20 protein-coding genes and 1 pseudogene are annotated in these 24,955 nt (G+C 70.9%); 13 read left to right on the forward strand and 8 right to left on the reverse strand.

Translation table 11 applies throughout. The features are described from left to right. Positions 1 to 324: 324 nt before the first annotated feature. Positions 325 to 1,635: a DUF349 domain-containing protein gene (locus FHX82_RS22655; protein WP_145938993.1), complete on the reverse strand. Its 1,311-nt coding sequence runs from the start codon at positions 1,633 to 1,635 to the stop codon at positions 325 to 327. A 212-nt stretch (positions 1,636 to 1,847) separates the two neighbouring features. Between FHX82_RS22655 and FHX82_RS22660 the strand changes: the two genes are divergently transcribed. The 5 genes from FHX82_RS22660 (at position 1,848) to FHX82_RS22680 (ending at position 6,961) form a co-directional block, all read left to right on the forward strand. Beyond that, the gene (locus FHX82_RS22660; RefSeq protein ID WP_145938994.1) at positions 1,848 to 2,513 is read left to right on the forward strand and encodes a class III extradiol ring-cleavage dioxygenase family protein; all 666 of its coding nucleotides are present in this window, start codon (positions 1,848 to 1,850) and stop codon (positions 2,511 to 2,513) included. After that, complete coding sequence (gene miaA, locus FHX82_RS22665; protein WP_145938995.1) at positions 2,510 to 3,409, forward strand: tRNA (adenosine(37)-N6)-dimethylallyltransferase MiaA; 900 nt, start codon at positions 2,510 to 2,512, stop codon at positions 3,407 to 3,409. The genes FHX82_RS22660 and miaA overlap by 4 nt, the downstream gene beginning before the upstream one ends. Positions 3,410 to 3,418: 9 nt before the next feature. Next, a complete protein-coding gene (dapF, locus tag FHX82_RS22670) occupies positions 3,419 to 4,240 on the forward strand; it encodes a diaminopimelate epimerase (RefSeq protein ID WP_145938996.1) in 822 nt (273 codons plus the stop codon). A gap of 247 nt (positions 4,241 to 4,487) precedes the next feature. Next, positions 4,488 to 5,918 carry a GTPase HflX gene (hflX, locus tag FHX82_RS22675; RefSeq protein WP_145938997.1) on the forward strand — a complete coding sequence of 477 codons (1,431 nt, stop codon included), beginning with the start codon at positions 4,488 to 4,490 and terminating at the stop codon, positions 5,916 to 5,918. A 20-nt stretch (positions 5,919 to 5,938) separates the two neighbouring features. Further along, a complete protein-coding gene (locus FHX82_RS22680) occupies positions 5,939 to 6,961 on the forward strand; it encodes an SdiA-regulated/phytase-like domain-containing protein (RefSeq protein WP_229881416.1) in 1,023 nt (340 codons plus the stop codon). A gap of 282 nt (positions 6,962 to 7,243) precedes the next feature. Here FHX82_RS22680 and lexA read toward each other — a convergent pair whose 3' ends face one another. Further along, entirely contained in the window at positions 7,244 to 7,969 is a 726-nt protein-coding gene (gene lexA / locus FHX82_RS22685) for a transcriptional repressor LexA (RefSeq protein WP_145938998.1), read from the reverse strand. A 259-nt stretch (positions 7,970 to 8,228) separates the two neighbouring features. Between lexA and FHX82_RS22690 the strand changes: the two genes are divergently transcribed. From FHX82_RS22690 to FHX82_RS22710, 5 genes are all read left to right on the forward strand, one after another. Further along, the gene (locus tag FHX82_RS22690) at positions 8,229 to 8,702 is read left to right on the forward strand and encodes a LysM peptidoglycan-binding domain-containing protein (protein WP_183176771.1); all 474 of its coding nucleotides are present in this window, start codon (positions 8,229 to 8,231) and stop codon (positions 8,700 to 8,702) included. 268 nt (positions 8,703 to 8,970) lie between these two features. After that, on the forward strand, positions 8,971 to 9,441 hold the full coding sequence (gene nrdR, locus FHX82_RS22695) for a transcriptional regulator NrdR (protein WP_145938999.1): 471 nt from the start codon (positions 8,971 to 8,973) through the stop codon (positions 9,439 to 9,441). A 29-nt stretch (positions 9,442 to 9,470) separates the two neighbouring features. Further along, positions 9,471 to 12,275 (forward strand): vitamin B12-dependent ribonucleotide reductase, encoded by a 2,805-nt coding sequence (locus FHX82_RS22700; protein ID WP_145939000.1) that lies wholly within the window; start codon positions 9,471 to 9,473, stop codon positions 12,273 to 12,275. Between the two features lie 133 nt (positions 12,276 to 12,408). After that, positions 12,409 to 12,831 (forward strand): MarR family winged helix-turn-helix transcriptional regulator, encoded by a 423-nt coding sequence (locus FHX82_RS22705; RefSeq protein ID WP_229881418.1) that lies wholly within the window; start codon positions 12,409 to 12,411, stop codon positions 12,829 to 12,831. Positions 12,832 to 12,841: 10 nt separating this feature from the next. Further along, positions 12,842 to 13,765 carry an NADP-dependent oxidoreductase gene (locus tag FHX82_RS22710; RefSeq protein WP_145939001.1) on the forward strand — a complete coding sequence of 308 codons (924 nt, stop codon included), beginning with the start codon at positions 12,842 to 12,844 and terminating at the stop codon, positions 13,763 to 13,765. 42 nt (positions 13,766 to 13,807) lie between these two features. Here FHX82_RS22710 and FHX82_RS22715 read toward each other — a convergent pair whose 3' ends face one another. Continuing rightward, entirely contained in the window at positions 13,808 to 15,814 is a 2,007-nt protein-coding gene (locus FHX82_RS22715) for a prolyl oligopeptidase family serine peptidase (protein WP_145939002.1), read from the reverse strand. A gap of 156 nt (positions 15,815 to 15,970) precedes the next feature. Here FHX82_RS22715 and FHX82_RS22720 point away from each other — a divergent pair, with 156 nt between their 5' ends. Next, positions 15,971 to 16,399 (forward strand): CBS domain-containing protein, encoded by a 429-nt coding sequence (locus FHX82_RS22720; protein WP_145939003.1) that lies wholly within the window; start codon positions 15,971 to 15,973, stop codon positions 16,397 to 16,399. Here FHX82_RS22720 and FHX82_RS22725 read toward each other — a convergent pair. Both FHX82_RS22725 and FHX82_RS37790 read right to left on the reverse strand, forming a co-directional pair. Next, entirely contained in the window at positions 16,390 to 17,445 is a 1,056-nt protein-coding gene (locus FHX82_RS22725; protein WP_145939007.1) for a DUF2293 domain-containing protein, read from the reverse strand. The genes FHX82_RS22720 and FHX82_RS22725 overlap by 10 nt on opposite strands. Positions 17,446 to 17,493: 48 nt before the next feature. Beyond that, positions 17,494 to 18,049: pseudogene (locus tag FHX82_RS37790) on the reverse strand (LuxR C-terminal-related transcriptional regulator); the annotation flags it as partial. A gap of 535 nt (positions 18,050 to 18,584) precedes the next feature. On the opposite strand from FHX82_RS37790, the gene FHX82_RS22735 reads away from it, so the two are divergent. Beyond that, positions 18,585 to 19,649 (forward strand): DUF4192 domain-containing protein, encoded by a 1,065-nt coding sequence (locus FHX82_RS22735; protein ID WP_183176772.1) that lies wholly within the window; start codon positions 18,585 to 18,587, stop codon positions 19,647 to 19,649. Positions 19,650 to 19,846: 197 nt separating this feature from the next. Here FHX82_RS22735 and galE read toward each other — a convergent pair whose 3' ends face one another. The 3 genes from galE to FHX82_RS22750 all read right to left on the reverse strand — a co-directional run bounded on the left by galE (position 19,847) and on the right by FHX82_RS22750 (position 23,430). Next, positions 19,847 to 20,815, reverse strand: coding sequence for a UDP-glucose 4-epimerase GalE (galE, locus tag FHX82_RS22740; protein ID WP_145936625.1), 969 nt, complete (start codon positions 20,813 to 20,815; stop codon positions 19,847 to 19,849). 108 nt (positions 20,816 to 20,923) lie between these two features. Next, complete coding sequence (gene galK / locus FHX82_RS22745) at positions 20,924 to 22,135, reverse strand: galactokinase (protein WP_145936624.1); 1,212 nt, start codon at positions 22,133 to 22,135, stop codon at positions 20,924 to 20,926. Positions 22,136 to 22,734: 599 nt separating this feature from the next. Continuing rightward, positions 22,735 to 23,430, reverse strand: a complete 696-nt coding sequence (locus FHX82_RS22750) for an iron-dependent transcriptional repressor DtxR (protein ID WP_183176773.1) — start codon at positions 23,428 to 23,430, stop codon at positions 22,735 to 22,737. A 106-nt stretch (positions 23,431 to 23,536) separates the two neighbouring features. Between FHX82_RS22750 and FHX82_RS22755 the strand changes: the two genes are divergently transcribed. Continuing rightward, positions 23,537 to 24,709 (forward strand): acetoin utilization protein AcuC, encoded by a 1,173-nt coding sequence (locus FHX82_RS22755; RefSeq protein WP_145936622.1) that lies wholly within the window; start codon positions 23,537 to 23,539, stop codon positions 24,707 to 24,709. Positions 24,710 to 24,955 lie beyond the last annotated feature (246 nt).

The following is a 24,955-nucleotide window of genomic DNA, read 5'->3' on the forward strand; positions in this document are numbered from 1 at the left end:
GGCGAGACGCCCGCGGTGGGCGCGCCTGCGGCGAGGCCCCGGCGGTGAAACCCCGCGGCGGGTGGCGCGCGCGGCAGGTGCTCGGTCGAGTGCGCAGTCGCCCGTACCGGGGGCGATCACCACCCGCTGCGGGACTCAGCCGGGGCGGTACCGGGCGTGGCTCCTCGGCTTCAAGCCATCGCCGCTCGCCGCAGCCAGCCGCTCGCCGCAGCCAGCTCTGCCAGCCTTCCGGTGCCACCGTGCCGCACGAAAACGGTCACGGCACCGCGGCCCCGGATTCACCGCTCAGGCGGGGCAGGCGGTCCCCACCCCGGCACCGAAACCTCAGCGATCCGCGACGGCGCGCTCCGCGGCGGCCATCCACTCCCGCCACTGCGCCGCCTGCTCCTCGGCCTGCTTCGCGCGGCGCTCGTCGCCCGCGGCGCGGGCCTTCGCGGCCTGCGTCTCGAACTGGTGCACCCGCTCGCGGAACTGCTCGACGCGCGCCTGCGCCTCCGGGTCGGTCCGGCGCCAGCGGCTGTCCTCCGCCTCGCGGATCCGGTCCTGCACCGCCTTGAGCCGGCCGTCCAGCTCCCGGATCCGCTCCCTCGGCACCTTCCCGATCTCGTCCCACTGCTCCTGGATCCGTCGCAGGTGCGCCTTCGCCGCGTCCAGGTTCGACGCCGGGTCGATCTTCTCCGCCTCGGCGAGCAGCTCCTCCTTCTTCGCGGCGTTCCCGGCGAACTCGGCGTCCCGCTCCGAGAACACCGCCGACCGCCGCGCGAAGAACTGGTCCTGCGCCGCCCGGAACCGCTGCCACAGCGCGTCGTCGGTCTCCTTCGGCGCCCGGCCCGCGGCCTTCCACTCGGCCATGAGCTCCTTGTACCGGCCGGCCGTCGGCCCCCAGTCCTCGGAGTCCACCAGCGCCTCGGCCTCGGCGATCAGCTCCTCCTTGCGGGTCTTCGCGGCCGCCCGCTGCTTGTCCAGCTCCGCGAAGTGCGACCCGCGCCGCCGGTTGAACGCCTCCCGCGCCTTGGAAAAGCGCTTCCACAGCTCGTCGTCGGTCTTGCGGTCGACGCCCTTGATCGTCTTCCACTCGTCGAGGATGGCGCGCAGCCGGTCACCCGCCACCTTCCACTGGGTGGACTCCGCCGCGATCTGCTCGGCCTCCTCGGCCAGCGCCTGCTTGCGCCCGATCGCCGCCGACCGGGCCTCCTCGCGCTCCTGCTTCGCGCTCGCCAGCGCCGCCTCGGCCTTCTCGACGATCCGGTCCAGCCGCGCGCCCAGCGCCGCCAGGTCGCCGACCACCGCCGCTTCGGCCAGCCCGTCCCGGAGCTGCACCGCGCTCGACAGCGCGTGCTTCGGGTCGCCCGCGCCCGAGTTCAGCCGCGTCGCCAGCAGCTCCACCTCGGTGCGCAGGTCGTCGAACCGCCGCGCGTAGTGCACCAGCCCCTCGTCGGGGGTGCCCGCCTGCCAGACGCCGACCGTGCGTTCGCCGTCCGCGGTCCGCACGTAGACGTTGCCCTCGTCGTCCACCCGGCCCCAGCGGGACGGGTTCGGCTCGGCCGGCGGGACCGGGCGGTCCTGGCCCGCCGGCGGGTGCGGAAGCGGCAGCTTGTGCGGCGCGGGGGCGCCGGGGGTGATCTCGTCGGCCATCGCAGGCTCCTTATCGCCTGTCGGGCCCGCCGGTTCCGGCGGGCGCCCCACCGGGGTGGGGCCGGGTCGTGCGGGGGAGCGCTTCGACCCCCACGCCGCATTCAAGCAGTTCAGCACGGCTTGTGGTACTCGGTGCGGAAGTCGAGCGGGTGATTCTACTGTGGCTGGCTGTGGGAGGGGTGTGATCGGGCCGCCCGGTAACCTCGGCCAGTGTGATCACGCGTGCCGTCGTGGTGCCGCAACCCCCGTTGCTGGTGCCGCGCCTCTCCCCGGGGCCGGAGCCCGAACTGGCTGCCCTGCGCGAAGCCTGCCTAGCCGCTGTCGGCCGCCTCGGCCCCCGGTGGACCGCGGTCGGCGCGGCCGGGAAAGACCAGGTCATCGGCCCGGACGCGGCGGGCAGCTTCCTCGGTTACGGCGTCGACGAGCGCGTGTCGCTGTCCGCGGACGGGGTGGCGCGCGCGCTGCCGCTGCCCGCGCTGATCGCGGGCTGGCTGCGGGAACGGGCCGGTGCGGAAGCGGTCGAGGTGCGGCTCGTGGACCGCGCGACCCCACCGGAGGACTGTGCCCGGAAGGGCAGCGAACTGACCGGTGACCTGCTGATCCTCGGTGACGGCTCGAACCGGCACGGGCCCCGGTCACCGGGCAGCGAGGACGAGCGGGCGCCCGCGTTCGACGAGGCCGTCGCGGCGGCGCTGGCGAAGGCGGACACCCGGGCGCTGCTGAAGGTCGACCCGGGGCTGGCCGACGAGCTCGGCGCCGGTGGTCGCGTGCCGTGGCAGGTCCTGGCCGGGGTGCCGGGCGAGTGGCGCGCCGAGCTGCTGTACTCCGCCGCGCCCTTCGGCGTCGCCTACCACGTGGCCGTCTGGGAGCGTGGGTGAAGCCGGTCGCCGTCGTCGGGCCCACCGCCACCGGCAAGTCCGACCTCGCCATCGACCTCGCCGAGCGCCTCGGCGGCGAGGTGGTCAACGCCGACGCGATGCAGCTGTACCGCGGCATGGACATCGGTACCGCCAAGGTGTCGCCCGCGGAACGCCGCGGCGTTCCGCACCACCTGCTGGACGTGCTCGACGTGACGGAGACGGCGTCCGTCGCCGCGTACCAGCGCGACGCCAGGGCGCTCATCGAGCGGCTGCTCGGCGAGGGCAAGGTGCCCGTGCTGGTCGGCGGCTCCGGCCTGTATGTCCAGGCCGTGCTCGACGACCTGCGCTTCCCCGGCACCGACCCGGCCGTGCGCACGCGCCTGGAAGCCGAAGCCGCGCAAGCGGGCCCGGCCGCGCTGCACGAGCGGCTCGGCGCGCTCGATCCCGCCGCGGCGCGGGCGATCCTGCCGTCCAACACCCGCCGGATCGTGCGGGCGCTGGAGGTCATCGAGATCACCGGCGAGCCGTTCTCCGCGAACCTGCCCAAGCCCGGTCCGGCGCGGTACGGCACGGTGCTGATCGGAATCGATCGTGAAGCCGCGGAACTCGACGAACGCGTCGAGCAGCGCGTGGACCGGATGTTCACCGAAGGGCTCGTGGACGAGGTGCGCGCGCTGGCCGCACGGGGGTTGCGCGAGGGGAAGACGGCGTCGCGTGCGCTGGGGTACCAGCAGGTGCTCGCGGAGCTCGACGGCGCCGGGGACTTCGCCGCGGCCGCGGCGGCGACGAAACAGGCGACGCGCCGATTCGTTCGCAGGCAACGATCCTGGTTCCGCCGGGACGCCAGGATCTCCTGGTTCGACGGAAACGATCACGACGTGGCCGCGCGGGTGCTGTCCGTGGTCGCCCAGTAGTCTGATCGTGTGGCGATCGAGTTTCTCAAAGGGCATGGCACACAGAACGACTTCGTGCTGCTGCCCGACCCCGACGGCCGGCTGGACCTGACGCCGGCCCGGGTGGCCGCGCTGTGCGACCGGCAGCGGGGGCTCGGCGCCGACGGCGTGCTGCGAGTGGTCCGGTCCAGTGCGCTGGGGCTGCCGTCCGAGGGCGAGTGGTTCATGGACTACCGCAATGCGGACGGCTCGGTCGCGGAGATGTGCGGCAACGGGATGCGCGTGTTCGCGCGGTACCTCACCGACGCGGGGCTGGCCGCCGGGCCGGAGTTCGTGGTGGGCAGCCGTGCCGGTGACAAGCCGGTGGTGGTGCGGCCCGGTGGTGAGGTGACGGTGCACATGGGCCCGGCCTCGATCACGGGCGCGTCGGTCGCGATCGTCGGTAAGCGCAACTTCTCCGGTGTCGCGGTGAACGTGGGCAACCCGCACCTGGTGTCCATTGTGGACGACGACGTGATGGAGCTGGACCTGCGCGACCAGCCGCGGTACGACGAGGACTTCTTCCCCGAGGGCGTGAACCTGGAGTTCGTGAACCCGATCGGCGACGGCGCCCTGCGGATGCGCGTGTACGAGCGCGGAGTGGGCGAGACCCGCTCCTGCGGCACGGGCACGGTCGCCGCGGTGGCCGCCGCGCTGCACCTGACGGGAACGGACACCGGAGAGTCCACTGTGGACGTCCCCGGTGGCAGGGTGACGGTGTCGCTGGAACGCGGCGAGTCCACCCTGACCGGCCCGGTGGAGTTCGTCGCCCGCGGCGAGCTGTTCGACGGCTGGTGGGCCGCTCAGGCGTAGGCGTTCGCGGGCACGTCCCGCAGCCTCCGCACGCCGCATCCGGTCCACCCGGACCCAGGCGCAAGCGCGCCGCGCGCGCCTTCCGGCGCGAAACACGCTCGCCTCCGGAATACGTCCGTGCGTCCTCCCGTTGATCAGTATGGCGGCGCCGACCTCGGCCTTTCCGCCGCCGCAGACCACGTCGCGACCTGCCCGAGCCGGTAATGCGCTCGGTTTATCCCGCGAAGCGTGGGACCATGGAAGGACGATGACAGAACTGACACACACAGACTTCCGCGAAGACCCGTCGATCGGCGAGCTGGAGCTCGAGGAGCGCGCCTCACTGCGGCGCGTGGCCGGGCTCTCCACCGAGCTGGCGGACATCACCGAGGTCGAGTACCGGCAACTGCGGCTGGAACGGGTCGTGCTGGTCGGCGTGTGGACCGAAGGCACCGCGAGCCAGTCCGAGGCGTCACTGGCCGAGCTGGCCCGGCTCGCCGAGACGGCGGGCTCGGAGGTGCTGGAGGGTCTCGTGCAGCGCCGCGACAAGCCGGATCCGGCCACCTACATCGGCTCCGGCAAGGTGCGGGAGCTGTTCGACATCGTGGTCGCCACCGGCGCCGACACCGTGATCTGCGACGGGGAACTGTCGCCCGGCCAGCTGCGCAACCTGGAGCAGCGGCTCAAGGTCAAGGTGATCGACCGGACGGCGCTGATCCTCGACATCTTCGCCCAGCACGCCCGCTCCAAGGAGGGCAAGGCGCAGGTCGAGCTGGCCCAGCTGCAGTACCTGATCCCGCGGCTGCGCGGGTGGGGTGAGTCGCTGTCCCGGCAGGCCGGTGGCCGTGCCGGTGGCGCGAACGGCGGCGTGGGCCTGCGTGGTCCCGGTGAGACGAAGCTCGAGACCGACCGTCGGCGGATCAACAAGCGCGTGTCGAAACTGCGCCGGGAGATCGCCTCGATGGACGCGATCCGCGAGACCAAGCGCGGGCGCCGCGTCGCCAACGAGGTGCCCAGCGTCGCGATCGTCGGCTACACCAACGCGGGCAAGTCGAGCCTGCTCAACGCCATCACCGGCGCGGGCGTGCTCGTCGAGAACGCGTTGTTCGCCACCCTGGACCCGACCACGCGCCGCAGCGCGACGCCGGACGGGCGCACGTACACGCTGACCGACACCGTCGGGTTCGTGCGGCACCTGCCGCACCAGCTGGTCGACGCGTTCCGCTCGACGCTCGACGAGGCGGCCGACGCCGACCTGCTGCTGCACGTGGTGGACGGCTCCGACGCGTCGCCGGAGGAGCAGGTCGACGCCGTGCACGAGGTGCTGGCGGAGATCAACCAGCGGCGCAAGGGCCCGCTGCCGCCCGAGCTGATCGTGATCAACAAGGCGGACGCGGCCGACGAGCTGTCCCTGGTCCGGCTGCGCCACTCGCTGCCCCATGCCGTGGTCGTGTCCGCGCGCACCGGGCAGGGTGTATCCGCGCTGGTCGAGGCCATCGCCGAGCGGCTGCCGCGGCCGGAGGTCACCGTCGAGGCGGTCGTGCCGTACACCCGCGGTGAGCTGGTGTCGCGCGTGCACGCCGACGGTGAGGTCCTCGCCGAGGAGCACCTGCCGGAGGGCACGCGGCTGTGCGCCCGGGTCCGGCCGGACCTGGCGTCCGCGCTGGAGACGTATGTCGTGAACGGCTCCCTGGCCTGACGCTCGGTAACGTCGGCGGTGTGACGTCGCGTTGGGGTGCGCTGCTGGCCGTGGTCTCGTTCGTCCTCGCGCTGTCCGCGGCTCCGGCCGTGGCGGCCGAGGCGCCGACCACGGTGTGTACGGTGTCGGACAAGCGGATCACGGAGCTGTCCGGGCTGGTCAGCGACGGGCAGCGGTGGTACGCGATCAACGACGGCGGCACGAAGCTCCAGGTGTTCGTGCTGGGCCGCGACTGCGCGGTGCAGCGGGTGATCACCAACTCCCTGGATCCGTACGACGTGGAGGACCTGGCGCGGGCGTCCGACGGCACGCTGTGGCTGTCCGACACCGGGGACAACGACAAGAAGCGCGAGACGGTCGCCCTGGAGGCTCTGACGCCCCAGGGCAAGGCGACGCTGTACCGGCTCACGTACCCCGACGGTCAGCACGACGGGGAGGCGTTGCTGCTGGACCGCGCGGGCACGCCGTATCTGGTGACGAAGACGCCGTTCGGTGATTCGGGGATCTACCGGCCTGCCGCGCAGCTGCAGAGCCCGGGCCCGACGCCGCTGGAGAAGGTCGGCACGCTGGACTTCCGCACGACGGACACCCCGGGCGGCCCGGTCGCCGGGTTCGGCTCGGTGCTGGTCACGGGCGGTGCGACGAGCGCGGACGGCACGGTGGTGGCGCTGCGCACGTATACGGATGCCTACTTGTACTCGGCCCCGGACGGCGACATCGCGGCGGCGCTGAAGCGCGAGCCGGTGCGGGTGCCGCTGCCGAACGAGAAGCAGGGCGAAGCGCTGGCCTTCGAGCCGGACGGCACGCTGCTGTCGGGCGGCGAGGGCGTCGGACAGCCCATCAAGGCGGTTCGAGGCGCCACGGCCCTCGTGACCCCGGCGACGGAAGACGGCACCCCGGCAGCCGCAGGCGGCGAGGCCGCGGCCGGGAAGTCGGCGGGGAAGGGCATGGGCACCGGGCCCGCACTGCTGCTGGCGGTATGCCTCGCGGGCGGGGGACTGTTCGTGATCACGAAGCTGCGGCGACGGTTTTCCCGCAGGTGATTCCGGAGCGCTGACCCCAGGACGCGCCTGAGTCGCTGCTGTGCGGGTTGCTGACCCCACGATCCGCCACGCGAGCTCCAACGCCCGCAGATGCCCCCACCGCCTGCCTTGCCCGCTACCACTGGGGCGGTTCACAGCATCGCGAGCCGTCCGCCCGCAGATGCCTCCAGGGCGCGCCTCACCCCCGCTGGGGCATGCCAAATCCACCACCCCCACACCAGTACGGTCCGCAACCCACGTTCCCGGCGGCAGCGGCCCCCGCCCACCGCCGCCGTTCCCTGGTCACAACCGCCGCAGGACGGCCACCACCTTGCCGAGGATCGTGGCGTTGTCGCCGTTGATCGGCTCGTACGCCTCGTTGTGCGGCATCAGCCAGACGTGCCCGCCCTTGCGCTTGAACGTCTTCACCGTGGCCTCGCCCTCGATCATGGCGGCCACGATCTCGCCGTTGTTGGCCGTCGGCTGCTGGCGCACCGCCACCCAGTCCCCGTCGGTGATGGCGGCCTCGATCATCGAATCACCGGTGACCTTGAGCAGGAACACCTCGCCCTCGCCGACGATGTCCTTCGGCAGCGGGAACACGTCCTCCACCGCCTGCTCCGCCAGCACCGGCCCACCGGCGGCGATCCGGCCCACCACCGGCACGTACGCCGGCTTCGGCATGTCGTTCTCCGCGCGCCCGATCCGCGCCGCGTGCTCGGCCGCGGCCGTCAGCACCCCCACCGCGCGCGGCCGGTTGGCGTCCCGGCGCAGATAGCCCTTGCGCTGCAGCGTGCGCAGCTGGTGCGACACCGAGGACGTCGAGGTGAGCCCCACCGCCTCGCCGATTTCCCGCACGCTGGGCGGGTAGCCGAAGCGGTCGACCCACGCGCGGATCACCTCCAGCACCTGCTGCTGGCGCGGGCTGAGCCCCTCCTCCACGTCCTCGGGATCGGGAAGGGGGTGTACGTCGCCGAACCGGCCCCCTGGGCGCCGGGGAATTTCGGCCGTTTCGTCGGTGTCTGTCATGGTGCTGCCTCCCAGCTGCGCTGCGTCTTCCCACCTGCCGGGCCGCAGTCTCGTGAGCGACCGGCGCGTTTCGCCTTGTCCTGGTCACCCACGGTAGTCCACCGGACCGGGAACATCAAACAACTGTTCGAGCGACACGCCGGGTGCCTCTCGATTTTGTCGGACCCCGGTGGTACACATTCGCGCAGAGGTTCGATAGAACGAGTGTTCGACCGGTGGCCTGCCGGGGCCGGTCGGCAAACGTGAAGGAGGTGCCGCGATGGCGGTACTGCTGGACGGAAACCGCACAGCCGGAACGTCCGAGGAGCGCCACGTCAGGCAGCCCGTGCCTGTCCGCGTCCGGCGTCCCGCGGGGGAGACGCGCCGTCCGCCGACGCGGGCGCGGGTCGTCGCGGGCCGTGGCCGCCCCGCGGGTGCCGCCTGTGCCCCGCGCCGGGTCGCGCCCCGGTGGCCGTGGCTCGTGGCCGTGGCGGTCGCCGTGGGGCTCTTCGTCACCGGTCTGGGTGTTTTTGCCGGGCAGTTGACGCCCCCGGTACCCACCCGTACGGCCACCGTCACGGTGGGCGAGGGGCAGTCGCTGTGGGACGTCGCGCACCAGTACGCCCCGGACGCCGACGCCAACGCGGTGGTGGCCCGGATCAGGCAACTCAACAACCTCGGCGGCGACGCGGTGGTTCCGGGGCTGCCGCTCACGGTCCCCGTCGACGCCGCGCCGCTCGGCGCGTCCCGCTGACCGCCGGGCGACGATACCCCCCTCTCACCCCGGCGGGTCGCTTGCACCCCCGTCGTGCGCGATCTAAGGTCAACCGCTATATCTAGTAGTTACATGGATGTAGTTGGTCCACAAGTTGGGGTAGACTGAACAACGAGTTGTCCACAGCCGGACAGCGTTCACCCACCGGATATCCACAAGTCGATCACCAGGTCGACGCGGCCAGGCCGTTGCGTGGCGGCCTGCGCGGATGCCGGGGGAACCGACGAGAAGGGGAAGGTGATCGGTCGTGCGGTGCCCGTTCTGCCGGCATGCCGACTCCCGGGTCGTCGACTCCCGTGAGGTGGACGAGGGGCAGGCCATCCGCCGCCGCAGGTCGTGCTCGGCGTGCGGCCGCCGGTTCACCACCTCGGAGACGATGGTGCTCGCCGTCGTCAAGCGTTCCGGTGTCACGGAGCAGTTCAGCCGGGACAAGGTGGTCCGGGGCGTCCGGCGGGCGTGCCAGGGCAGGCCGGTCGACGACGACGCGCTGCAGCAGCTCGCGCAGCGGGTCGAGGAGTCGATCCGCTCGGCCGGCGTCGCGGAGATCCCCAGTCACGAGGTCGGCCTTGCCATCCTCGGACCGCTCCGCGAGCTCGACGAGGTCGCGTACCTCCGGTTCGCCAGCGTCTACCGCTCCTTCTCCTCGGTCGAGGACTTCGAGAAGGAGATCGCGGACCTTCGTGCAGCCATGCGGGAATCGGGAGCGGACGGCGAGTGAGGCTCGGCCGGCGGGAGAGGGACAGAGGCATGACGGAGACCGTGACGACAGGCAGTAAGGGCGCGAAGCGGGACAAGCGCGGGCTCACCGTGGAGCGCGTGTTCACCACCGAGGGCGTGCACCCGTACGACGAGGTGAAGTGGGAACAGCGCGATGTGGTGATGACCAACTGGCGTGACGGTTCGGTCAACTTCGAACAGCGGGGCGTCGAGTTCCCCGAGTTCTGGTCGGTCAACGCCACCAACATCGTCACCAGCAAGTACTTCCGCGGTGCGGTCGGCAGCCCGCAGCGCGAGAACAGCCTCAAGCAGCTCATCGACCGGGTCGTGAAGACGTACGTCAGGGCGGGCACCGAACACGGCTACTTCGCCACCGGCGCCGACGCGGAGGTCTTCGAGCACGAGCTCACCTGGATGCTGCTGCACCAGGTGTTCAGCTTCAACTCCCCGGTCTGGTTCAACGTCGGCACCACGTCGAAGCAGCAGGTCAGCGCCTGCTTCATCCTCGCGGTCGACGACAACATGGACTCGATCCTCAACTGGTACAAGGAAGAGGGCCTGATCTTCAAGGGCGGTTCCGGTGCGGGGCTGAACCTCTCCCGCATTCGTTCCTCCAAGGAGCTGCTCTCGTCCGGCGGCACGGCCTCCGGCCCGGTCTCCTTCATGCGCGGCGCGGACGCGTCCGCGGGCACCATCAAGTCCGGCGGTGCCACCCGGCGCGCGGCGAAGATGGTCGTGCTCGACGTCGACCACCCCGACATCGAGGAGTTCATCGCCACCAAGGCGCGCGAGGAAGAGAAGATCAAGGTCCTGCGCGACGCCGGGTTCGACATGGACCTCTCCGGCGCCGACATCCACTCGGTGCAGTACCAGAACGCCAACAACTCGGTGCGCGTCAACGACGAGTTCATGCGCGCCGTCGAGTCGGGCGGCGAGTTCGGCCTGCGGGCGCGCCTGACCGGCGAGGTCATCGAGAGCGTCGACGCCAAGAAGCTGTTCCGCTCGATGGCGCAGGCCGCGTGGGAGTGCGCCGACCCGGGCATCCAGTACGACAGCACCATCAACGACTGGCACACCTGCCCCGAGTCGGGCCGCATCACCGCGTCCAACCCGTGCAGCGAGTACATGCACCTGGACAACTCCAGCTGCAACCTCGCGTCGCTGAACCTGCTGAAGTTCCTCAAGGACGACGGCTCGTTCGACGCGCAGCTGTTCGTCAAGGCCGTCGAGTTCGTCATCACCGCGATGGACATCTCGATCTGCTTCGCGGACTTCCCCACCGAGGCGATCGGCGACACCACCCGCAAGTTCCGCCAGCTGGGCATCGGCTACGCCAACCTCGGCGCGCTGCTGATGGCCACCGGGCACGCCTACGACTCCGACGGCGGCCGCGCGCTGGCGGCGGCGATCACGTCGCTGATGACCGGCACCTCCTACCGCCGTTCGGCCGAGCTGGCCGGCATCGTCGGCGCGTACGAGGGCTACACCCGCAACGCCGAGGCGCACCAGCGCGTCATGCGCAAGCACGCCGCGGCCAACGACGCGATCCGCACGATGCACTCCAACGACGTCGCGATCCGCGACGTGGCGACCCGGGAGTGGCAGCGCGGCATCGAGATCGGCGCGCGCAACGGCTGGCGCAACGCGCAGGCCAGCGTGCTCGCCCCCACCGGCACCATCGGCTTCATGATGGACTGCGACACCACCGGTATCGAGCCGGACTTCTCGCTGGTCAAGTTCAAGAAGCTGGTCGGCGGCGGGTCGATGCAGATCGTCAACCAGACCGTGCCGCGCGCGCTCAAGGCACTGGGCTACCAGGACGAGCAGATCGAGGCGATCGTCGAGTACATCTCGCAGCACGGGCACGTCGTGGACGCGCCGGGGCTGCGGCCGGAGCACTACGAGGTGTTCGACTGCGCGGTCGGTGAGCGTTCGATCGCCCCGATCGGCCACGTGCGGATGATGGCCGCGGTGCAGCCGTTCATCTCGGGCGCGATCTCGAAGACCGTCAACATGCCGGAGTCGGCGACGGTCGAGGACGTCGAGCACATCTACTTCGAGGGCTGGAAGCTGGGCCTGAAGGCGCTCGCGATCTACCGCGACAACTGCAAGGTCGGCCAGCCGCTGTCGACGGCGAAGAAGTCCGAGGCGAAGGCGGTTGCCGAGCCCGAGAAGGTCGTCGAGTACAAGCCGGTCCGCAAGCGGCTGCCGAAGAAGCGCCCGAGCCAGACGCTGTCGTTCACCGTCGGTGGCGCCGAGGGCTACCTGCACGCGGGCTCGTATCCGGACGACGGGCTCGGCGAGATCTTCGTCAAGCTGGGCAAGCAGGGCTCGACCCTGGCCGGCGTGATGGACGCGTTCTCGATGTCGATCTCGGTGGGTCTGCAGTACGGGATCCCGCTGGAGTTCTACGTCTCGAAGTTCTCGAACCTGCGCTTCGAGCCGGCCGGCATGACGGACGACCCGGACATCCGCATCGCGACGAGCGTGCTGGACTACCTGTTCCGCCGGCTGGCGCTGGACTACCTGCCGTACGAGAAGCGCGCGCAGCTGGGCATCTTCACGGCGGAGGAGCGCACCGCGCAGGTCGAGGCGTCGGACTACGGCGCGGCGGCGCCGGACAGCGTCGACCTGGAGGAGCTGCGCAGCACGGTGGAGTCGAAGCAGCAGGAGGTCGTCGAGACGCAGGCCGCCCACAGCACCGCGGAGCTGATGGACCTGCACCTCGGCAAGGCGAACGACGCCCCGCTGTGCATGACCTGCGGCACGAAGATGCGCCCCGCGGGCTCGTGCTACGCCTGCGAAGGCTGCGGCGCCACGTCGGGCTGCAGCTGACCGACGCGTGAACCGGGGCCGGAGGTCGTCAGTCGACCTCCGGCCCCGGTTTTTTTGTTGTGCTTCCGGTTGTCCGGGCATACCTCACTCCAACTGCCTTAGCACTAACTAGATACGTGCTAAACTAAATCTCGTGAACCTGCGGGACGTGTTCGACGACCTGATCCGCTTCGAGGTGCTCCTCTGGAACGCCCTCGACGCCCGGCTGCGGGACGAGGTCGGCCTGCCGCTCGGCAGCCTCGACGTCATGCGCATCGTCGCCCGCACGTCGAACTGCCGCGTGTACGACATCGCCACCGCCCTCGGCATCACCGTCGGCGGCACGAGCCAGGCCGTCGACCGGCTGGAGAAACGGGGCCTTTGCGCGCGGCGGCCGAACCCGGACGACCGGCGCTCTTCGCTCGTCGAGCTCACGCCGGAGGGGCAGGAGCTGCTCGAAGCCGCCCTTCCCGTCTTCGACCGCGAGCTGGAACGCCACCTCCGCGTGCCCGGTCTGGACCGGTTCGCCGCGGAACTCACCACCCTCCGCGCCAGCGCGGAGCGGAACCGAACCTGAGGAGTTTCCCATGACCACATCCGCGCGTGCCGTGCGTTTCGACCGCTACGGCGACCGCGACGTGCTCTACGTCGCCGAGGTGCCGGTGCCCGAACCGGCGCCCGGCGAAGTCCTCGTCGCCGTCCGGGCCGCCGGCATCAACCCCGGCGAGGCCGCGATCCGCAAGGGCCTCATGCGGGAGAGCTTCCCCGGAACCCTGCCGTCCGGCCAAGGCAGCGACCTGGCGGGCGTCGTCGCCGCGCTCGGCGAAGGTGTCACCGGGTTCCAGGTCGGCGACGAGGTCCTCGGCTACTCGTGGCAGCGCTCCAGCCAGGCGACGCACGTGGTCGTGCCCGCCACGCAGCTCGTGCCGAAGCCGCCGGCGCTGAGCTGGGAGCAGGCCGGCTCGCTGTACGTCGTGGGCGCCACCGCGTACGCGGCCGTACGCGCGATCGACCCGAAGCCCGGCGAGACTGTCGCCGTGTCCGCCGCGGCGGGGGGCGTCGGCACGCTCGTCGTGCAGCTGCTCGTGCTGCGCGGAGCCCGGGTGCTCGGCATCGCGTCCCCGGCGAACGACGCCTGGCTCACCGAGCACGACGTCACGCCCGTGCACTACGGCGACGGCTTGGCCGAACGGCTCAAGGAGGCCGGGCCCGTCGACGCGTTCATCGACCTGTTCGGCCCCGAGTACGTCGAGCTCGCCGTCGCACTGGGTGTCCCCGCCGACCGGATCGACACGATCATCTCTTTCGAGAAGGCTGCCGAAGTGGGCGCGAAAGCCGAAGGCAGCATGGCCGCCTCGACGCCCGAGGTGCTCACCGAGATGGCGGACCTCGTCGCGTCCGGCAAGGTCGAACTGCCCATCGCGGCGACGTATCCGCTCGACCGGGTCGCCGACGCCTTCGCCGAGCTCGAACAGCGCCACACCCGCGGCAAGATCGTGTTGCTGCCCTGACGGAACCGGCCGGGCGGGCACGCTCCCGCCCGGCCACGACCGTCAGTACTTCAGCTGCGACCACAGGAACTCGAACAGCAGCGCCCACTTCTGCGCCAGCTGCTCGTTGTCCGCCGCCGCGCCGTGCCCGCCTTCGATGTTCTCGTGGTAGCGCACGCCGTACCCCAGCTCACGCAGCTTCGCGACCATCTTGCGGGCGTGGCCCGGATGCACGCGATCGTCGCGTGTGGACGTCATGAACAGCGTCGGCGGATAGTCGCGTCCACTGTGGACGTTCTGGTACGGCGAGTACTTCGAGATGTACTCCCACTGGGCCGGGTCGTCCGGGTCGCCGTACTCCGCCATCCACGACGCGCCGGCGAGCAGCAGGTGGTAGCGGCGCATGTCCAGCAGCGGCACCTGGCACACGATCGCGCCGAACAGCTCCGGGTAGCGGGTGAGCATGACGCCCATCAGCAACCCGCCGTTGCTGCCACCGTGCGTGCCCAGCTTCTCGCGCGTGGTGATGCCGCGCTCGACGAGGTCCTGCGCCACGGCGGCGAAGTCCTCGTACACGAGGTACCGGTTCTCCTTCATCGCCCGCGTGTGCCACGAGGGCCCGTACTCGCCGCCACCCCGGATGTTCGCCAGCACGTACGTGCCGCCGCGCGCGAGCCAGCCGCGGCCGAGCACGCCGCTGTAGTCGGGCAGTCGCGACACCTCGAACCCGCCGTACCCGGTGAGCATCGTCGGGCCGCCCTCGGCGCGGGGTCGCACGACGAAGTACGGGATGCGCGTGCCATCGCGGGACGTGGCGAAGTACTGGTCGACCGTCATGCCCTCGCTGTCGAACCGCGCGGGCGACTGCTTGAGCACCTCGGTCTCGCCGCCGAGGTGCCCGTACCGCAGCGTCGGCGGCTCGGTGAACCCGCTGGTGCTGAGAAAGTATTCGTCGCTTTCGTCCGGATCGGTGTCGAGGATCTGAGCGACGCCGAGCGGCGGACCCGCCGGCATCGGCTCCCGGCGCCACCCCTCGGTCGGCGTCAGCACGTGCAGCTCGGTGCGCACATCGGACAGCGTGGTGAGCACGAGGTGGTTGCGCGTCCAGTCGTACGCCTCCAGCGAGGTGCTGGCGTCGGGCTCGAACAGGACGGTCAGGTCACGCGACCCGGCGAGGTAGTCGTCGAACCGGGCGGCGAGCAGCGTGCCGGCGTCGTAGACCCGGTCGTCGAGCTGCCACGGAGAGCGCGTGCGGATCAGCAGCCACTCGCGGTGAGCCGAGATCCGCGCGTCCTCCGGCACGTCGATGCGCACCAGCCCGTCGTCGGTGCGGAGGTATTGCTCCGTCCGGTAGAAATCCGGGGAGCTGCCGACGATGTCCCGTTCGAAACCCGGTGTCGGATCGTGGAACGCGAACGCCGCAACGTCCTCCAGCTTGCCTTCGTAGACGGTGACGGCCTCGGACAACGGCGTGCCGCGGCGCCATTCCTTCATGATCCGCGGATAACCCGACGTGGTGAGCGAGCCTTCCCCGAAATCGGTGCCGACGTAGATCAGGTCCTCGGAAATCCACCCGACACGGCTCTTGGCCTCGGGCAGCTGGTAACCGTCCTCGACGAACTCGTGCCGGTCCAGGTCGAACTCGCGCACCACCGTGGCATCGGCACCGCCGCGTGACAGTTCGACCAGCGCGCGCCGGAAGCCGGGACGCAGGACGCTCGCGCCCTGCCACACCCAGTTCTCGCCCTCGGCGGTGGCCAGCGCGTCGACGTCGAGCAGGACCTCCCAGTCCGGCCGGTCCTTGCGGTACTCCGCCAAGGTGGTGCGTCGCCACAACCCGCGCGGGTTGGCTGCGTCCTGCCAGAAGTTGTAGAGGTACTCGCCGCGCCTGAAGACGTACGGAATCCGGTCGTCCGCGTCGAGCACTTCGCGGATCTCCGCGCGCAGCTGTCTGAACCGCTCGCTGCGGGACATCTCCCCAAGGGTTTCGGCGTTGCGCGCGCGCACCCAGTCGAGCGCCGCTTCGCCGGTCACGTCTTCGAGCCACAGAAAGGGGTCTTCGTCAGCCATGCGGACCAGTCTGCCAGGTGCGGGGCGTTTTCCGTGCCGGTTCGATTACCGCCGGTTCGCGTGGGAAAGGAGGCCCGGTATCGCCCGAATCGTGGCTTTCCCCGGACGAGCGTCGCCCCTAACCTGGTGTGAAGCAGATCACCTCGGAGGTGTCGGATGCGGATCGCGGACGTGTTGCGGACCAAGGGCGACTCGGTGGCCACGGTCTCCCCGGACACCACGGTTGCCGGGTTGCTGGCCGGGCTCGCCGAGCACAACGTCGGCGCGATGCCGGTGGTCGAGGCCGGCGAGGTGGTGGGCATCGTCTCCGAACGCGACGTCGTGCGCAAGCTGCACGAACGCGGCGAGGGGCTGCTGGCCAGGCCGGTCTCGGAGATCATGACCACGATCGTGGCGACGTGCACCCCGCGTGACTCGGTGGACGACCTGAGCGTGCTGATGACGCAGCGGCGGATCCGCCACGTACCGGTGGTGGAGGACGGCAGGCTCGCCGGGATCATCAGCATCGGTGACGTGGTGAAGACCCGGATGGAGGAACTGGAGGCCAACCAGGAGCAGCTCCAGGCTTACATCGCTCAGGGCTGAGGGCGCTCCCAGCGCACCAGCACCCGGTCGATGTCCCTGCGGATCCGGTCGCGGGCCTCGGCTCGCGGGACGCCCGCCATCAGCATGGCGTCGTAGTCGGTGTCCTCGTGCCGGACCGAGGCGATGACGGCCAGCCGCACGGCGTTCTCGTCGAGGGCGCGTCCCGCCGCGGACCGGCCAACCCGGCCGCTGCCCCGCGTGCCGGCGTGCGCCGCGATGGCGTCGGCCCGGTCGCAGCCCGGGAACAGCCGCCGGATCTCGGCGGCCATCGCGGCCTGGAACTCGACGTCCTGCTCGGCGCGGCGCACCGCGTCCCGCTCGCGTCGCCGCGCGCGGACGTCCTCGTCGGCCAGGCACTGGCTCTCGGCCCGCTCCAGCGCCGCCTCCTCGACCAGGATCCCTTGCCGCTCATAGCGTTTCCGCCGTTTGTTGAACCGGGACACGAGCACGGCGAGCGTGCTCTCCTTCTTCGCGCGCCGGGACAACGCGGCGTTGCCCGACGGCAGGAACACGAGGTGGTCGAAGTCCGCGCAGGACAGGCACAGCGAACGGTCTTCCTCGGGGTACTGGAACTCGCCCGCGGCGGAGCGCGTGCCGCAGCTCGCGCACGTCCAGTCGGCCGGAGCGACCACCGCCACGAGATCCGGCGCCTGGTTCTGCCGTGCTTCGAGCTTTTCCCGCTGCTTCTCCGACAGGTCCGGTGAAACCCAGTGCGTGCGGAAAACCCGTTGCAGCGACTCGTCTTCGGTGAACACGAGCGGCCGCCGGTCCCGCGTGCCCGCGAGGTACGCCGCTTCGCTCGGCTGGAGTCCGCGTCCGCGTGCCCAGTCCCGCAGGTGCTCGAACGCCGTCAGGACCTTCACGCCGTCGACCGGCAGGCGTTCCGCGAGGGACCCGGGCCGGCCCCGCCGCCACTCCTCGACGGCGGACGCCTGCAGCCACCGCAACCCCACGAGCACGTCGACCGGCGCCACGTACTTCTGCTTGCGCAGCACCGCTTCCGCGGCTTCCGCGACCCGGCGCTGGAGTTTGGGTTGATCGCCCACGACCCACGACTTTAGTCCGCCGGCGTTTGCAGTGGTGGACGAGACCCGCGCGAAGGCCACGGCCTGGGCGCGGTCACGTAGCCCGCCTTCGCGAGCAGGTGGTTGACGTGCGTCTTCACCGTCGCCTGGCTGATGAACAGGGTGCGCGCGATCTCGGCGTTGGACAGTCCGCCCGCGATCAGCCGGAGTACCTCGACCTCGCGGGCGGTGAGCCCTGGCGACCTGCTCCGCGCGCGATGCCGGGGCGCGGCAGTTGGGAGTCCACAGTAGACGCCCGTTCGCTGCGGAGCGCAACGCACGCGCGATCGACTCCGCGTCGGCGTCCTTCGTCAGGTAGCCACGGGAGCCCGCGCGCAGCGCCGACAGCAGCGAGTCGTCGGCATAGGACGACCGTCTCCGTGCCGGGGTGCTCCGCGCGCCCCGTTCCGTTCGCTGTCACGCCGTCGCAGCGGGGCATCCGCAGGTCGACCAGGAGCATGTCCGGCGCCAGCTCGGCGACGAGCCGCAGGGCCTCGACGCCGTCCGCCGCCACACCAACGTGGTCGATCTCGGGCAACAAACCCAACAGGGTGACCAGGCCCTCGCGGACCACCGCTCCGGTCAGCCACTCCGCGACTCCGCGACGCCGCGGCTCAGCCGCCACCCCGCGACTCCGCCACTCCGCTGTCGCTCCGGTTAGCCACCCCGCCGCTCCGCGACTCTGCGGTTCACTCACCCCGCCGCTCCGCGACTCTGCGGCTCCCCCATCGCTCCGGTCAGCCGCTCCGCCACCCCGCCACCCCCGCCACCCCGCGACTCCGCCGCCGCTCCGGTCAGCCATTACCTCCTCAACCACCACCCCTACTCCGCTCTTCTGGTCGCCCGCTTTCCGCCAGCCGTTCACCCACCCGCCCTGGCCAGTCGCCCGTTCCCCCCTTCCACAACCGTCGTTCCGTCCCCGCCACTATCCGACTTCCGTGGCCGCAGACAATCTGCCACCCCGCCGTCGCATCGTCGCCGCCTTTCCCACGTACCAGCCTCACCCCAGATCCACCCTCCGATGTGGACAAATCGCCGCCAGTTATCCACACCACCCCCCTTATCCACAGCCGGCCAAACTTTTTCCCATCGAGGCTCCCGCATGCGCCATTGTGGAAACCGTGACCACCACGACAATCCTCTCCGACCGTCCCTACAGCCTCATCCTCCGTGAGCCGGCGCAGATGATCGCGGCCCTGCCTCCGCTCCTCGGTTTCCGGCCCGCGAACTCCCTCATCGTGCTCGGCCTCGGTGGGCCCGGCGGCCAACAGCTCCAAGCCATCGTTCGCGCTGACCTACCGGAGCAAGGAAAAGAGCGGGACATCATCAAAGCAGTCACCCGCATGCTCGCCACTCAGCCGCCGAAGACGGTGGAGGTCATACTGATCGGCCGACATCCGGCTCAACCCCCGCCGCCGACGGGTCCGCCTCATCGAGATCTCGTCGCGCTACTGGCGACAGCGTTCGCCACTCTCGGCGCGCGCGTCCGGCACACCACCTGGGCGCCCGAAATCCGTAAGGGCGCGACGTGGTGTTGCTACCACGAAGACGGTTGCGAAGGCGTCCTGCCGGACGAGCTGAGCACCGTCGCCGCCGCGGCGTTCGCGTTGGACGGGAAGGTGACCTTCAGCAGCCGGGAAGAATTGGTACGACTGCTGTCGCCGGATGATCCGGAAGCCCTGCAACGGCGCGCGGAGTTGCTGAACTCGGCCCTGAAAGCGACCGACCCCTCGATCGCTCAGGAAGAGCTGCGGCCACAACGAGCGGAGACAGTCCGGTCCGCGCTGGAAACGGTCAAGCGGCAAGAACTGTCCCTTTCGGACGAACAGATCGTCGACCTGGCGATGGCGCTGTCCGACTCGCTGGTCCGGGACGCGTGTCTGGCCACGGCCCGCGACCCCGCCTGGAACGAACACGCCGAGCGTCTGTGGGAGGAACTGGTTCGGTCCACCCCTGCTCCGGAGCGCGCGGAACCCGCGGTGCTGCTGGCGTACTCGGCTTATATCCGTGGCGAAGGAGCACTGGCCGGTATCGCACTCGACAACGCTCTGGAGGCGGACCCGGGCAACACGATGGCGGGCTTACTCTTCCGCTGCCTGGCGGCGGGCGTACCCCCGGAACGCCTTCGAGCCTTGGCTCAACACGAGGACACTGTCCAGATCCGGCCGGCCGGCGACCCACCCTGACAGACGAGCCATGGCTTCAGCACGACGCCATGGTCCAGATCCGCCCCCCGGTGACCTTCCCCGACCGGCGGGCTGCGATGTTCCGGCGACGGTGGGCAGGGCATACGACGACGGCGCACGCCGAGCGGCGTCGTCTGCCCACCCGAGCGACCCGCCGTCGCCGGAACACTGGGAAGAACGCGTCGAACGAGCTGGTGTCAGCCCTGTCGCCGTTCCTGGGCGAAACGCCACGCGTCGCCGACGATGCCCGACAGGTCGGCGCGCTCGGGCTTCCAGCCCAGCTCCTCGCGGGCCCGGTCGCTCGCCGCCACCAGGACAGCGGGGTCGCCGGTACGGCGCGGAGCGAGGGTCGCGGGAATCGGGTGCCCGGTCACGTCGCGGCAGGTCTGGATCACCTGCTGCACGGAGAACCCGGTCCCGTTGCCCAGGTTGTAGATGCGGTGCTCCCCGGCCACCGCGTGCTGCAACGCCAGGAGGTGGGCGTCGGCGAGGTCGACGACGTGGATGTAGTCACGAACGGCAGTGCCGTCTTCCGTGGGGTAGTCGTCGCCGAAGATCTGCACCTGCTCGCGGTCTCCGCTGGCGACCTGCAGCACCAGCGGGATCAGGTGCGTCTCGGTGGTATGCCGCTCCCCGTAACGGCCGTAGGCGCCGGCCACGTTGAAGTAGCGGAGGCTCACCGCGGCCAGCCCGTGGGCGCGGGCGTAGCTGGTGATGGCGTGGTCGATCGCCAGCTTGGACGCGCCGTAGGTGTTGGTCGGCTGGGTCGGAGCGGTTTCCCGGATCGGTGAGCTCTCCGGCTCGCCATAGGTGGCGGCGGTCGAGGAGAACACGAGGCGCGGTGTGCCGTTGTCGCGCATCGCGTCAAGCAACCGGATGGAGGTGAGAACGTTTCCGTGCCAGTACTTGGCCGGGTCGGTCATCGACTCGCCCACGAGTGACTTCGCGGCGAAGTGCAGCACCCCGTCGAAGCCCTCGCCGAGCAGGGAGGCAGTCGCCTCGGCGGCGTCGCCCTCGACGAACCGGGCGCCGTCGGGCACGGCGTCCGCGTGACCGGTCGACAGGTCGTCCACCACGACGACCTCGTGTCCGCTCTCGATCAGGCGGGCCGCGCAGACACTGCCGACGTACCCGGCACCGCCGGTGACGATCAGTTTGAGGGCCATGAGTTGTCGGAAGCCTTTCTCGGAAACTGCGGAAGGAGGTGGTGGCGCCCAGTGTGGACCACGAAGCTGTGCGCCGCGCACGGCATGGCGCACGGGCGGAGCCCGCCGTCAGAGGTCACGTCGCGCCCCGGCCGACGGCACCGCGACGAACGTCCGCGGGGCACGCCAGCCTTCGCGTTCGTACGCCTCGGTCACGCTCGCTTCGACGGCCTCGACCTTCGACTCCGGTACCAGGGCGATCGCCGAGCCGCCAAACCCGCCGCCGGTCATCCGGGCACCCAGCGCACCCGCGGCCCGGGCCGCTTCCACGGCGGTGTCGAGCTCGACGGTCGAGATCCGGTAGTCGTCACGCATGCTGGTGTGCGAGCCGTCGAGGGATGGGCCGATGTCCTTCAGCCGGCCCTCGTGCAGGAGAGCGACCACGTCCAGCACGCGCTGGTTCTCGGTGACGACGTGGCGAACCAGCGGCACCAGCTCCGCGGGCAGGCGCTCGAGCGTGGCGTCGAGGTCGGCGAGCGGGACGTCGCGGAGCGCCTTGATGCCGAGCAGGTCCGCGGCGCGCTCGGTGCCCCGGCGCCGGTCGCCGTAGCCGGACTCGCTGTGGGAGTGCTTGGTACGGGTGTCGATGACGACGATCCGCAGCCCGACGGCAGCGGTGTCGAAGGGCACCTGCTCGGCCTGGCCGGACCGCACGTCGAGGAACAGCACGTGCGACTCGGTGCAGCAGAGCGACGCGGTCTGGTCGAGCAGGCCGGTCGGTGCGCCGACGAAGTCGTTCTCGGAGCGCTGGACCCAGCGGGCGATCTGCATGCGGTCGGGCGTGCCGGGCTCGTCGAGCTCCTGACCGTTCAACCCGAGCAGAGCGAGCGAGACAGCGCATTCCAGCGCGTGAGAGGAGGAGAGACCGGCACCAGTGGGCACGTCGCCTGCCAGCACGATGTCCGCACCGCGGGTGATGCCCTGGTCACGCAGCACCCAGGCGACACCGGCGGGGTAGGCGGCCCAGCCTTCGACACCGCCGGGCGTGAGGCCGGGGATCTCCAGCGGGTCCGCCTGCTGGATGCGCCCGTCCGAGCCGAGCGTGGAGACGGTCAGCAGCTGGTCGTCGCGCGGCGAGGCCGCGGCGGCGATGCGGTGCGGCAGGGCGAAGGGCAGGACGAAGCCGTCGTTGTAGTCGGTGTGCTCGCCAATCAGGTTGACCCGTCCGGGGGCGGACCACACCCCGGCCGGAGCGCGGTCGTGCACCGAACGGAACGCTTCGGCGGCGGCTTCGTGCGCCTGGAACTGCGCGGGCCCTTCCGCGCTCACCGGGCTGTCCATGTCGTTCACCCTCACCCATTTCTGCCGGGGACCACTGCCCCTGTGCCGGAGCGGAATCCCACCCTGCCGGGATCCCGCCGCCCGGGCTCGGGTCTGTCGCCTCGGCCCGGACCCGTGCCTTCCGATCCTGCCGTGACCCGGTGCTCGTGTCAGCTGAATCCCTCGTCCTCCCGATCCTGCCTGACCGTCCGGAGCAGCTGCGGGCGGGCTGGGCGTCGGAGGCCGGGAGCCGGAGGGTAGGCGCACCGCGAAGGCGTGCTTGCGGCGACCGAAGCCCGGGTGCTGACCGAACGACCGACAGCTTCGGCTGAACGCGCCGCTGGGCACGTCGATCACGAAGCCGGAACCGGCAGCCTCACCGAGCTGCACCAGCACGTGGCGGCGCCGCCACTTCACCTCAGATGAGCTACAGCGGCACGTGACAGCGAGCGCTGCACGCCAGAACCCCAGAACCCGCCGCCTCGACGAGCAGCCGAACACCCCCAGTGACAGCCGGGCAACCGGCCGTCGAACCCCACCACGGACAGGAGGACTCCCGATGCGACACCTTGCCCGGAAACCACCCTCACGGGGCTCTCGGGCGCGCCGGCCGCGAGAGGTCAGCGAGCCTGCGCCAGCACCGCGTGCAGCACCGACATGGGCACCTGCACCGAGGAGGCCTCGCCGGTGACCTCGACCGTGCCGCCGCCCGCCGCGCGGCCCACCTTCACCGTGGTGCCCGGCACGATGCCCGCCGCCTTGAGGTCGATCATCATCTTCTCGTCGATCTGCACGTGCTCGGCGATGCGGCGGATCTCCGCGTCACCACCACCCGCGCGGGCGAACTCGTCGAGGCGGATGAGGTCGGCCTCCGGCTGCGGGGCAGGCAGGCTGCCCTGGTCCAGCTTGTCGAGCCCCGGGATCGGGTTGCCGTACGGGGACGTGGTCGGGTGGTTGAGCAGCTTGATCAGCTTGCGCTCCACCGCCTCGCTCATCACGTGTTCCCAGTGGCACGCCTCGGTGTGCACCTGCTCCCACTCGAGCCCGATGACGTCGAGCAGCAGCCGCTCGGCCAGCCGGTGCTTGCGCATGACGGCGGTGGCGAGCTCGCGCCCGTGGTCGGTGAGCTGGAGGTGGCGGTCGTCGGCCACGCGCACCAGGCCGTCCCGTTCCATCCGGGCCACGGTCTGGCTCACCGTGGGCCCGCTCTGCTCCAGCCGCTCGGCGATACGGGCACGGAGCGGTACGACACCCTCTTCTTCGAGCTCGAAGATGGTTTTCAAGTACATCTCTGTGGTGTCGATGAGATCGTTCACGATGTCCCCTTCGTCCGCAGGAATCCATGGTAGTGCCTGGCACCGACAGTCAGCCGAGGTGATCGGGGCGGCAAAACCCGGTCCAGCCCGGCTACCATCGGGGTGCATGGAGCCGCCCGCCGTCGTCTGGGATCCCGCGCTGCTCGGTTACGATCTCGGCGGCGATCATCCGTTCAACCCCGTCCGGCTGCAGCTGACCATCCGCCTGGCCACCGAGCTGGGCGTCCTCGACGGGGTGTCGCTGCTCATCCCCGAGCCCGCTACCGAAACCGAGTTGCTCCGCGTGCACGCCGCCGAGTACCTGGAAGCCGTCAAACAGGCGCCGCTGGCCGGCTGGGACGTCGGGCACGGGCTCGGCACCGCCGACAACCCCGTCTTCAGCGAGATGCACGACTCGTCGGCACTGGTCGTCGGCTCCACGCTGCTCGCCGCGCGGAAGATTGCGGACGGCGAAGCGCGCCGTGCGGTCAACATCGCCGGTGGCCTGCACCACGCCATGCGCGACCACGCCGCCGGCTTCTGCATTTACAACGACTGCGCCGTCGCCATCTCGTGGCTCCTCGACCACGGCTTCGAGCGCATCGCGTACGTCGACACCGACGTCCACCACGGCGACGGCGTGCAGGCCGCGTTCTACGACGACCCGCGCGTCCTGACGGTCTCACTCCACCAGCACCCCTTCACGCTGTGGCCGGGCACGGGGTACTCCGGCGAGGTGGGCGCGGGCGAGGCCGAAGGCAGTGCGGTGAACATCCCGCTGCCGCCCGGCACCAAGGACCCCGGCTGGCTGCGGGCGTTCCACGCGGTCGTGCCGTCGCTGCTGGCGGAGTTCCGGCCGCAGCTGCTGGTCACCCAGTGCGGGGTCGACTCGCACGAGGAGGACCCGCTGGCCGACCTGTCCCTCTCCGTCGACGGGCATCGGGCGATCTACGCGACGCTGCGGGAGCTGGCCGAGCGCTACGCGGGCGGCAAGTGGCTCGCGGTCGGCGGCGGTGGGTACCAGCTGATCCGGGTGGTGCCGCGGTCGTGGACGCACCTGCTCGCGACCGTGCTCGACCGGGATGTCGAGCCCGAGACGCCCATTCCGGCGGGGTGGTCCGAGATGGTGCGCAAGGCCGCGCCGCACGCGGAGCTGCCGCGCGAGATGTCCGACGGGGCGGACGTCACTCATAGCCCCTGGGGCGACGGCGACGACGACCCGGTGGACGTCGCCATCCGCGACACCCGCCGTGCGGTCTTCCCGCTGCACGGCCTCGATCCGGACGATCCGAGGGACTGATCATGGCGGCTGACTACTTGTGGGTGACGGGGGAGCGGGTGCTCCGGGGCCACGACCGCCGGGGCGTGACCGGGAGTGAGGGCGCGGCCGACACGGGTAGCCGGGCGCGACGCGACGTGACCGACATGACGAGACAGGGACAGACGGGCCGAGGAAGGCCGAGGGGCTGAGCGAACCGATGAGCACCGGCGACGGCAGCGGCGACCGCGGGGCCAGTGGCGACCGCGGCGGCAGTGCAGACAGTGG

This window comes from Amycolatopsis bartoniae (genome assembly GCF_014191255.1).
Classification (GTDB): Bacteria; Actinomycetota; Actinomycetes; order Mycobacteriales; family Pseudonocardiaceae; genus Amycolatopsis_E; species Amycolatopsis_E bartoniae.

What these genes read in the sequence shown, in the direction of transcription:
- FHX82_RS22715 (WP_145939002.1), bottom strand. Translation starts at nt 15,814, where the DNA reads ATGGCTGACGAAGACCCCTTTCTGTGGCTCGAAGACGTGACCGGCGAA.
- FHX82_RS22710 (WP_145939001.1), top strand. Translation starts at nt 12,842, where the DNA reads ATGACCACATCCGCGCGTGCCGTGCGTTTCGACCGCTACGGCGACCGC.
- galE (WP_145936625.1), bottom strand. Translation starts at nt 20,815, where the DNA reads ATGGCCCTCAAACTGATCGTCACCGGCGGTGCCGGGTACGTCGGCAGT.
- FHX82_RS22720 (WP_145939003.1), top strand. Translation starts at nt 15,971, where the DNA reads ATGCGGATCGCGGACGTGTTGCGGACCAAGGGCGACTCGGTGGCCACG.
- lexA (WP_145938998.1), bottom strand. Translation starts at nt 7,969, where the DNA reads ATGACAGACACCGACGAAACGGCCGAAATTCCCCGGCGCCCAGGGGGC.
- galK (WP_145936624.1), bottom strand. Translation starts at nt 22,135, where the DNA reads ATGGACAGCCCGGTGAGCGCGGAAGGGCCCGCGCAGTTCCAGGCGCAC.
- FHX82_RS22700 (WP_145939000.1), top strand. Translation starts at nt 9,471, where the DNA reads ATGACGGAGACCGTGACGACAGGCAGTAAGGGCGCGAAGCGGGACAAG.
- FHX82_RS22655 (WP_145938993.1), bottom strand. Translation starts at nt 1,635, where the DNA reads ATGGCCGACGAGATCACCCCCGGCGCCCCCGCGCCGCACAAGCTGCCG.
- FHX82_RS22690 (WP_183176771.1), top strand. Translation starts at nt 8,229, where the DNA reads ATGGCGGTACTGCTGGACGGAAACCGCACAGCCGGAACGTCCGAGGAG.
- FHX82_RS22755 (WP_145936622.1), top strand. Translation starts at nt 23,537, where the DNA reads ATGGAGCCGCCCGCCGTCGTCTGGGATCCCGCGCTGCTCGGTTACGAT.
- hflX (WP_145938997.1), top strand. Translation starts at nt 4,488, where the DNA reads ATGACAGAACTGACACACACAGACTTCCGCGAAGACCCGTCGATCGGC.